The sequence below is a fragment of the Micromonospora sagamiensis genome (assembly GCF_014680085.1).
GTDB lineage: Bacteria > Actinomycetota > Actinomycetes > Mycobacteriales > Micromonosporaceae > Micromonospora > Micromonospora inyonensis.
Window position 1 is genome coordinate 4,256,952 of the sequence record NZ_AP023438.1, and the last position, 9,711, is coordinate 4,266,662.

General features: G+C 69.9%; 9 protein-coding genes and 1 pseudogene. 2 read left to right on the forward strand and 8 right to left on the reverse strand.

What is annotated here, in order from left to right:
• Positions 1 to 10: 10 nt before the first annotated feature.
• From IGA62_RS18770 to IGA62_RS18800, 7 genes are read right to left on the reverse strand one after another with little or no spacing between them, the layout of a single operon-like run.
• On the reverse strand, positions 11 to 1,369 hold the full coding sequence (locus IGA62_RS18770) for a hypothetical protein (RefSeq protein WP_232624693.1): 1,359 nt from the start codon (positions 1,367 to 1,369) through the stop codon (positions 11 to 13).
• An 11-nt stretch (positions 1,370 to 1,380) separates the two neighbouring features.
• Complete coding sequence (locus IGA62_RS18775; RefSeq protein ID WP_232624694.1) at positions 1,381 to 2,013, reverse strand: FkbM family methyltransferase; 633 nt, start codon at positions 2,011 to 2,013, stop codon at positions 1,381 to 1,383.
• A complete protein-coding gene (locus tag IGA62_RS18780; protein WP_145822137.1) occupies positions 2,010 to 2,981 on the reverse strand; it encodes an NAD-dependent epimerase/dehydratase family protein in 972 nt (323 codons plus the stop codon). The genes IGA62_RS18775 and IGA62_RS18780 overlap by 4 nt, the downstream gene beginning before the upstream one ends.
• A gap of 8 nt (positions 2,982 to 2,989) precedes the next feature.
• A complete protein-coding gene (locus IGA62_RS18785) occupies positions 2,990 to 3,748 on the reverse strand; it encodes a phytanoyl-CoA dioxygenase family protein (protein ID WP_145819542.1) in 759 nt (252 codons plus the stop codon).
• Complete coding sequence (locus IGA62_RS18790; RefSeq protein WP_145819541.1) at positions 3,745 to 4,404, reverse strand: class I SAM-dependent methyltransferase; 660 nt, start codon at positions 4,402 to 4,404, stop codon at positions 3,745 to 3,747. The genes IGA62_RS18785 and IGA62_RS18790 overlap by 4 nt, the downstream gene beginning before the upstream one ends.
• Complete coding sequence (locus IGA62_RS18795) at positions 4,401 to 5,651, reverse strand: methionine adenosyltransferase (protein WP_145819540.1); 1,251 nt, start codon at positions 5,649 to 5,651, stop codon at positions 4,401 to 4,403. Before IGA62_RS18795 ends, IGA62_RS18790 begins: the two co-directional genes overlap by 4 nt.
• Positions 5,652 to 5,667: 16 nt before the next feature.
• Positions 5,668 to 6,582, reverse strand: coding sequence for a radical SAM protein (locus IGA62_RS18800; RefSeq protein ID WP_232624696.1), 915 nt, complete (start codon positions 6,580 to 6,582; stop codon positions 5,668 to 5,670).
• 203 nt (positions 6,583 to 6,785) lie between these two features.
• Between IGA62_RS18800 and IGA62_RS18805 the strand changes: the two genes are divergently transcribed.
• Both IGA62_RS18805 and IGA62_RS18810 read left to right on the forward strand, forming a co-directional pair.
• Complete coding sequence (locus IGA62_RS18805) at positions 6,786 to 8,210, forward strand: carph-isopro domain-containing protein (protein ID WP_145819539.1); 1,425 nt, start codon at positions 6,786 to 6,788, stop codon at positions 8,208 to 8,210.
• Between the two features lie 15 nt (positions 8,211 to 8,225).
• Entirely contained in the window at positions 8,226 to 9,176 is a 951-nt protein-coding gene (locus IGA62_RS18810; protein ID WP_145819538.1) for an FAD-dependent oxidoreductase, read from the forward strand.
• Positions 9,177 to 9,230: 54 nt separating this feature from the next.
• Here IGA62_RS18810 and IGA62_RS18815 read toward each other — a convergent pair.
• Positions 9,231 to 9,668 (reverse strand): annotated as a pseudogene (locus IGA62_RS18815) (type I restriction enzyme endonuclease domain-containing protein); the annotation flags it as partial.
• Positions 9,669 to 9,711 lie beyond the last annotated feature (43 nt).

Sequence of the window (9,711 nt, forward strand, 5' to 3'; positions counted from 1 at the left end):
CACGGCCCGGCTACCTGGTTGCTGGCTCGGGGTTGAGCGCTACTTTCGGCAGACAGGCGCTGGGCCTGGTGTCGAATGGCGGTACGAGGTGGCCGAAGTTGGTGCCGAGGACCTCGTCGCTGACCCGGAAGATCTCGGGTGCCCGGGGTCCGACCCGGCCACCGCCCGGGAGCCGGGCGGTGGCAAGAGTCGCGGTGAGCAGCCAGCCGCGCGGCGACGGGGTGATGAGGAGCCTTCCGTCTGCCGCGCCGCTGGGTGCAGGGACCAGTCGGTCACCATCCCAGCGGACCGACGTCGTCCGGGAGGCCCTATCGTCGGCGTGCGTGGCCGCGCCGAAGATCGTGCAGCTGGTGCCGATGGTAAAGAGGTCCTCCGCGAGTTGCTCGACCGCGCCGGTGTCGGGTTCGTTTCCTTCTCGGGCGAGCAGGTTGACCGCGTGCAGCAGGACCCGACGGTCAGATGGTGCCGCTTCCATGGCCGATGTGAGCCGAGCGTTGAAGTCGGTGGGCTGGAACCCGCTGGGGGTGAGGATGCCGTCGACGGAGAAGCCGCCGCGGTAGCCGAGGCGTTCGCGTAGCCCAACCCCGATCCGCTCGGTGTGGGTGACGAGATCGGCGGCATCGTCGAGCAGGGGAACGGCACCAGCGCAGAGGAAGGTCCCCTGCCCGGGGCGGGGAAGCGTCACGAGTTCCATGGGCGGGAACGGGATGATCCTGGTGGTGAGGGCCAGCCCGTGCAGGCGTACCGGGACCCCTTCGAGGAGCGGCATCAGCCGGACGCGCCAGGTTCCGGGTCCGGCGGTGGGGATGGTCGTCGGTGGTGGGCCTTCGCGCCACCACCAGATGCCGTCACCGCCGGCGGACGGACCGGCACCCCTGGGCTGGCAGGAGCAGACGACTCCGGTGCCCTGGTCCACGATCGCCCCCAGCACGGAGAGGTCAGCGGTTCCGTCCCCGACGATCGACGGTGCGCGTGGCACCCCGGCGGCGTCCCAGAGCGTGTCGACCATGGTCTTGTCCTCGAACAGCCGCCACGCGGGCCGTCTGAAGCCGAACCGTCGCCGGTTCCCGGCGTCCGGCGGATCGAGCGGGTCGGGCAGAACGAGTGTCGCGGTGTGGTCGGGGTCGAAGGCGTCCGCCGGTTCGGCGAGCCAGCCGGAGCCGTCGAGCCCGCCGATCGCGTGGTGTTGCCACGCCAGGTGGTCGGACGCGCCGCGCAGTGTCCGGGGTCGGGCCTCGTGCGGTGCGTCGTCCAGGGCGATGGCGAGGCAGCGGGCCGGGCCGAGCAGGTCCTGCCAGGCTGAGGCGTCGTCGGCGCGTCCGCAGAGGACGATCAGTTTGCCGTCGGGTAGTAGCTGGGTGATCGACATGCCGGGGCTGGTCATCGGCGTTGCCGCCAGGGCCGGTCTGTTCGGTGCAGGATCAGGTTCGCTGGTGTCTCGTGGACGAGTTCGTAGGTGTCCGGGCCGAGGTGGCGGTGGATCGTGTGTCGGTGCCGGTCGGCGTGCTCGTCGTCGAACTCGACGATGACGACGGTCGGCCGGTGCCGGGTGTGGTCGAAGGAGTCCCAGACGTCGAGTTCGGTGCCTTCGACGTCGATGCTGAGCAGGTCGATCTGCTCGATGCACCACTGGCCGAGGAGGTCTTCCAGGGGCCGGCAGGCGACGAGGATCTCCTGGTAGTCGGTGCCGCGCCGCTGCAGGCCGGACCACGACGGCTTGTGGGCGTACATGCCGAACGGCCAGAGTCCGGGGGTGGCGGACACGGCGCAGGTGTCCACGGCACAGCAGCGGTCCCGGAGGCGTTGGTGATTGCGGGGGTCGGCGTCCACGCAGAGTCCGCGCCAGCCCCGGTTCTCGAAGTAGAGGCTGTTGCTGCCGCGTACGCCGTCGCCAGCGCCGACGTCGACGAACACTCCGTGCACCGGGAGGTGGTAGTTCTCAGCGAGCCAGCGGTCCTCGCCCCACTGCGAGTGGTACGGCGCGGGTTGGGTGTAGGGCAGCATCGCCGTCATCCCCTCCACCGCTTGATCAGGTCCTGCTCACGGGCATGATCGAGCCACCGCTGTGACCAACTGCGCCGTAGCGCCTGCCAACCGAGGGCGTCGGTGATGCTGTCGGCAAGGGGGCGGAGGGTGAGACCGGCGTCGGTGGCACGGCTGTTGTCGACCGACATGAGAGCCAGTTCGGGGCTGCTGGCGGGCAGCCACAGCGGGATCTCGGTCCACGGTTGGAGGCGATGGGCGAGGGCGAACTCCTCGCCGACGCGACAGGGGGCAACGGCTCGGCCGGCGCTGGTCAGGACCGTGTCCACCAGGGTTCGGGCGGTGGTGCGGGCACCGGCGACGTTGACGACGCCGGTACGTCGCTGGTCGATGGCGTTGCGCAGGAACCGGGCGACATCGAGGGCATCGATGAGTTGGATGGCCTGGCGGTCGTCCATCGGGACGAGAACGTCGCCGCCGCGCAGGGCGCGTTCGAGCCAGTAGGCGAGGCGTTCGCTGTCGTCGTACCGGCCGATGACCAGGCCGAGGCGGGCGATGAGCAGCGGTACGTCGGTCAGGTCGAGACGACGCCGGAGGTACCGCTCGCAGCGGAGCTTGCGGGTGGCGGAGGCGCGTACCGGGTGGGAGACGTCAGCCGCGATGGTGGGCGCCCGTTCGGTCAGGCCGTGCCGGCCGAGTGTCCTGCGGTAGACCCCGCAACTGGAGACGAACAGGTACCGGCCGACGCCACCGAGCAGGGGCAGGACCGGGCGCAGGTCGTCGACATCGCGGGCGCTGGTGTCGATGACCGCGTCCCAGGGTTCGGCGAGGACGGCGGCTGCTTCGACGGTTGGTGCGCGTCGGTCGGTGAGGACGTGGCGGGTGATCCCGGCGAAGGGTGACGGTGACCGGCCCCGGTAGAGCACGGTGACGTCGTCTCCGCGCCGGAGGCATTCCTCCACGATGTGCCGGCCCACGAACCGGGTGCCACCGAGCATGAGGATCTTCATCGCGGTGCCCCGCGTTCCGGCCGGGCGGGGCTGTACCCGAGCACGAGCAGCCGGCGTGGGTGACCGGAGGTGTTGGGTCCGCTGGCGTGAACCAGGGCGGCGTCCCAGACCAGTACCGTGCCGGGCGCGGCGACCAGCGTCACGGCCGCCGTGTCGGGCGCGGCGGCGTCCGGTACGACGGGCCCCTGGTTGTCCGTCGGGATCATCCCGATGGTGCGTCGGTGGCTGCCGGGCCATACCCGCAGCGCGCCGGCCTTCTCGGTGCAGGGGTCGAGGCAGACGGCGACAGTGAGCACCCGTGGGTAGCCGCGTGTCGCGTAGTAGGCGGCGTCGGTGTGCTTGCGAACCTCCTCACCGAGCACCGGCAGCGCCGCCCAGCCTGCGGCGATGTCGACGGTCTGCTTGTACATCAGCTTGTTGTCCATCAGCGCCGGGGGAGCACCGAGCAGATCGGCGACGACAGCGCGCAGCGCATGGTCGTCGGCCACCGTCGTGGCGGTCGGGGACAGGTCGACCACGGGCTTGACCTTGAGGACGTACGGCTTGCCGCTGGCGAGGCGCCACCAGGTGACGCGCGGGTCGCGCGTCCTGGAGGCCACCATCCGGGCGAGCCGGCCACCGAGAATCTCGTCGGCCTCGACGCGGAGGTCCTGGATGGTGGCGGGCGGAATCAGATCCGGCAGGACGAGGTACCCGTGCGAGGCGAACCGGTCGATCTGCTGCGCGGTGACCGCCGGCGCGATTGGTGGAGTCATCGGGCACCGCCTTTCGTGGCGATCGGGATCACGAAGTCGCGGCTGGGTTTCGTCCAGTGCGGTGGGGTCTGCTCGACCGGCATGGTGTGCGGGTGGGCGGTCCACTCCGCGAAGTGCCGGTCGAGGACCGCGCGGCGGGCCGGGCTGATCGCGGTGCCGCTGTGGAAGAAGCTGAACCGGCCACCGGGACGCAGGCAGGGAATCGCGACGTTGGCGACGAAGTCGGCGAAGTCCAGGTCGGCATGGCCGTCCGGTGGCCAGGTGTCGTACATGATCGCGTCGAAGGCACTGGTAGGTAGCCTCACGAGCTGCCACGGGTCGACGTGCACCCGCATGGGTGTGTCGAAGGCTTCGACCAGCCGCATGCGAGCGGCCAGGGCCACGCCCGGATGCGGTTCGATCGCGGTGTACGAGCCGACCTCACGCCTCGACAGCTGCGCGGCGAACACACCCAGGCCGAGTCCCACCTCCAGTACGTCGGGACGGCTGAAACCCTCGGTGAGGTGGGCTACGTGCTCGCTCATCAGGTCGGCTTCGGCGAAGAACATCACGTACTGCGAGCCGATACGTAGACCCTCCGCGTCGATGACCGCGGGCTGGTCGAGGAGGGCGTCGATGTGTCGTTGGTGCACCGTGGACAGGACCTTGCGCGTCACAGCGGCACCCCGTCCCGGAACCGGGCCAGCGGCTCGGTGGCGATGAACCGGGCGGCGAAGGTCGGGGCACCGGCGACGACGCGTCGCACCACCTCTTCGATCTCGGCCACGGTGAGCGCGTCGACATCGCGGTCCACCGAGACCAGGACGTGGGCGGGAGCGTCGAGCTGGCCGCCGTTGCGGGCGGCGATCGTGACCTCGGTGTACACCGAGGTTTCGGCCAGCACCCGCTCGGCGGTCTCGGCGGCGAGCGCGGTGTAGATCTTGCCGGCGTGGTGCACCGGGTTCTTGCCGGCCGGGGCTTCACCGCTCGCCGGGCGGAGCGGCTCGATGACGCCACTGTACCGGTTGCCGCGCCCGACCGCGCCACAGTCACCCTTACCGAGCGAGGTACCGAACGGTGCCAGGTAGCCGCGACCGGGGACGTCCTTGGTGTTGAGATGTAGCGACAGGCCGGTGACGTGCCGGGCTCGGGGCTCCTGATCGAGCAGCGACTTCAGTTCGGCGGAGACGGCGCTCTGCGCCTCGGCGAGCGAGGCCCGGTACGCCGGCCAGGAGCCGACCAGCTCGGGATGGAACGGTACGGCGGCCGTGACCTCCAGCGCCGAGCCGATCCGGACCACCATGACCTTCACGTCGGTCCCGGCAGCCGGCACGGCCTGCCGGAACGCTTCGGCGGTGAGCCGGCGTTCCAGTCGCATCGCGAGATCGGCGGCGAGGCTGCGCCGGCTGGTGCCGACGCAGACGACGGTGTCGTTGGCGACGGATTCGGTCGCGAGCACGGTGTTGATGTCCAGTGCCGCGTCCGGGCGGTAGAACCTCCGGTCGTGGTCGACGGCGGTGCCGCGCGTGTTGTTGATGTGCAGGCGGAGGTGTTCGAGGATGCGGCGATCACCGAGCGCGGCCGGGAGGATCTCGAGAACGACCGCTCGGAAGATCTCCTCGATCGGCACCTGCGTGGCACCGACCTGGTCGGTGATCTTCCCGAAGAGGTAGCAGTCGGCGGGCTTGAGGATGTCGAAGCCACCGAAGCGCACGTCGGCGGCGGCACCGACGAGGTTCACCTTGTCGACCCAGTGGTTGGGGATGGCACCGAACTCGCGCAGGCACCAGGACGAGTAGCGCTGGGAGAAGGCGTCGGCGACCAGGTCGGCGAGGCTGTCCGGATGGCCGACTCCCTTACGCTCGGCGACGTCGAACGGCTGGTCGTCCGGGTCGACGCAGGCGTGACGGATCGAGATCTGCATGGGGATGCCCTTCGGGTCAGAGGTCGTCCGGGTCGACGCCCTGTTCGGGGCGGACCGGAGGATCGACGAGGTAGGACAGGCACTGCGACAGGACCAGCACCCGCTTGGCGGGACACGGCTCGTTCACGTCCGCGGGCTGGAAGGTGCCGTCGTAGAGGTTTCCGTAGCCGGTGGGTACGGAGGCGCACCGGCGTACGTCACCGGTGACCGTGACCTTGAACGAGGTGACACCGGCGGTGCACGCCTGGCCCCGGAAGGAGAGCATCCCGTCGAGGTAGGGCCGGTTGAAGACGTACTCGCCGGAGTTCGCCAACACCAGGGCCTTCTGCTCGTCGGTGTAGCCCTCCGGGTAGCGGACGCCCTCGTACACGCCCTTGAACACCTTGGCCCGGACGTGGTCCACGCCCAGTTCGCGCAGCCGGTCCAGGTCGGCGGCGAACCGACCGAGTAGCGGCGGGTAGAGCACGTAGAGGGCGGTCACGTCGAACCCGCCGCGCCGCAGGATCAGGTAGTTGCGGGCGTAGGCGTCGAGTTCCAGCCCGCGGAGCTCGCGTTCGGGCTGATGGATCGCGGCGACGATCTTCGCCACCCGGCCGGCCGGGACACGCTCGGCGAACTCCGCCACGTCGTCCGAGGCGAGGTTGGTGTTGATGCTGATGAAGTGGTTGCCGGCCAGACCCCGGCACAGCTCGACGAAGCCGGGGAACATGAACGGTTCGCCACCGGACATGTGCACCAGGCAGACCTTGCCCAGCTCGTCGAAGCGCCGGACCACCAGCTCAGGGGTCGGCTCGTCGAGGTGCTTGCGGTTGAGCACGTAGCGAATCTGCGGGTGGCAGTACTCGCAGAAGAAGTTGCAGCGGTTCGTGAGGTGCCAGTCGAACTCCCAGTCCCATGGAGGTTTGGTCTGGGTCATCGCCGAAGTACGCATCAGTCCTCCGCTCGCCCGTCGGGGATTCACCCGCCGGCGCAGCCCTCCTGGCGGTGCGCCGGCGGGGACGCATTCAGCAGACCGCGAACCGGCACCGCTCGGGCAGGGGATGGAACCGTCAAGAGCGTCAATTCCGTGGGCCGAAGCGGTCAACACGATCCGGCACTGTCGCGGTACTGTCGGTTGCCCCTGCGGAGGAGCCGATGGGATTGCCACCCGACCGCACCAACCAGACCCTCGCCGCGCACATGACCGAAGCGGGCCTCACCCCGCGCACCCTCGCGCGGGAGATCAACCGCCTCTTCGGGGCTGGCACGCTCGCCGAAACCGCGCCCTACCACTGGCGCGACGCGGGCGGCATCCCCCGCCCGCCGCTTCCGGCGCTGACCGCGTACGTCATCTCCCGTCGCCTCGGTCGCATCGTGACCGCAGGGGAACTCTGGCTTGGGCAGCCCGACAGCGCGGATGGCACGCTGGTCATGGCGGCCAGCACCGGCATGGACGGGCCGTGGACACTCGCGAGCACCATGCTGGTCGCCGAGGACTGGCTGTTGGGAGGACTGGTGGACCGGAGAATGTTCCTCTCCGTCTCCGGGGTCGCCCTCACCCAGGCCGTGAACATCTACCTCGGCGTACACCTACCGACGGACGGGGCCGCGCTCCCGACCGCGACACCCGACGACCCCCTCGTCGACCAGATCGAAGCCAGCGTGCCGCGCCTGCAACTGCTCGACGACGAGCGCGGCGGCGCGTCCGGCCTCGGCTACGTCGGCGCCCAGGTCCGCGCTGTCCTGCTCGTACTCCGCGACGGCGGCCACACCGACGCCACCACCCGCCGACTTCTGGTCGCCCTCGCCGACCTCGCCCAACTCGCCGGCTGGAAGGCGTTCGACGCCGGACAACAAGGTCTCGCCCAGCGCTACTTCTTCACCGGTCTGCGCGCCGCCCATGACGCCGGATACCGGGCTATGGAAGCCCACATCCTCGCCGACCTGTCCTTCCAGGCCGTCTCACTCGGCGACGCCGACGACGGCCTGTGCCTCGGCGACGCCGCCCGCCGGGTCGCCGGCCGGTCCGCCGCGAGCGTCCAAGCCTCCGTGCTGTCCCGCCTCGCGTACGCCCACGCCGCCGCCGGACACGTCGAGCAGTGCGAACGAACCTGGGCAGAGTCCCGCGACCAGCTCGCGAAGCGGCATCCCGACCGCGACCCGGAGTGGATGTACTACCTGACGCCGAACCACCTCGACTGCCAGGCCGGCTACGCGATGATCCTCGCCGGTCGGCAAGTGGTGGCCAGCGGCAGGGGAACCGACGGGCGGGCCCTGCTCCGCAAGGGCGAGGCACTCCTGCGCACCGGGGCCTACGCCCGGCGACCGGACGTCCCCTACCAGCGGAGGGCCCTCTACGAAGGCGCCTGGCTCGCCCTCGGCTACACCGCCCACGGCAAACTCGACGACGCCTGCGCCGTGACCAGGATGGCCCTACCCCGGCTCGAGCAGGTCCGATCGCCTCGTAGTGCCGCCCTGTTGGGTACGCTCGCGCAGGAACTCCGGCGACGGAAGCGGAACCAGAGTGTCGCCGACCTGCTCCCCGACCTTGAGAACGCGCTCGCGCGCCAACCGGCCTGACACTACGGTCGACCGATGAGCCGCACCGATCTCGACGCCCTGATCATCGGCGCCGGTGTATCCGGCCTCACCACCGCCGTCTGCCTCGCCGAAGCCGGACGGCGGGTGGAGATCTGGGCAGCCGAGCCACCCGAGCGGACCACCTCGTACGCCGCCGGGGCGATGTGGGGTCCGTACCTTGTCGAGCCCGTCGACCGGGTACGGGTGTGGAGCGCTCAGACGCTGGAGGTGCTGCGGCACCTCGCGACCGACCCGGCGACCGGGGTACGGCTCGTCTCCGGGATCGAGGCGTCCCGCACGCCCGTCGAACCGCCCGAGTGGGGTAGCCAGCTCGACGGGTTCCGGATGTGCGAGCCGAGTGAACTGCCGGACGGCTTCGCCACCGGGTGCCGCTACACCGCCCCGCTGGTCGACATGCCGGTCTACCTCGGCTACCTGCGCCGGCGGCTGGAGGCGGCCGGCGGCGAGATCGCGATCCGCCGGATTCACTCGCTTGGTGAGGCCGTTGGTGTGGCCCCAGTGATCGTCAACTGCTCCGGAATGGGTGCCCGTGACCTCGTACCCGACCCCGACCTGACTCCGATCCGCGGGCAGCTCGTCGTGGTCGAGAACCTCGGCATCACCGAGTTCTTCTCCGAAGAAACCGGGCCCTCACCGGACCTGCTGCACTTCTATCCTCAGGGCGAGACTCTCGTGCTCGGCGGCACCGCCCAACCCGGTGAGTGGAACCGAGAACCCGATCCGGAGACCGCCGCAGCGATCGTCGCCCGCTGTGCCGACGTCGAGCCTCGCCTGCGTAACGCCCGGGTCGTCGAGCACCGGGTGGGACTTCGCCCCACCCGGCCGTACGTCCGGGTCGAAGAAGAGCAGCTTGGTGACGCGAAGGTGGTCCACAACTATGGCCATGGCGGCGCTGGCCTTACTCTCTCCTGGGGCTGTGCCTTCGAGATCGCACGTCCAACTTGATCGTCTGATACGGCCCGCTTCGCGATCCTGTAGCGCCTACCAGTCCTCCGAGGCTTACCTGCCGGCCCACTCGTTGGCGAAGGTCTCCATCTGGCGGATGACCAGGTCGACGGCGGCGCGCTCGTGGTCCGGTGGGTAGTCGTAGCGGGCCAGCAGCCGCCGGATGCGGCTGCGGAGCTTGGCGCGTACCGGTTCACGGGAGAACCAGTCCACCGTGATCGACGACTGGATCGACTTGACCAACTGCCGGGCGATCTCCGCCAGGGTGCCGACACCCATAAGCTCCGTGGCCGCACCGTTCTGCGCTACGGCGTCGTAGAAGGCCAGCTCGGCGTGGTTGAGCGGAGGGCCGAACTGCTGGCCACGCCGCGCGTACGCAGACACCTCCTTGGCCAGCTTGACGATCAGCTGCGCGCTGGTCAGCTGCTGGCGCATGTAGCGGTTCATCAGGTCTTCGAGCTGAGCGAAGAAGCGCTCCTGACGAACCACGTTTCGGCACCCGATGTTCCCTGCATAACAGCGGGCGCGGCTTTCC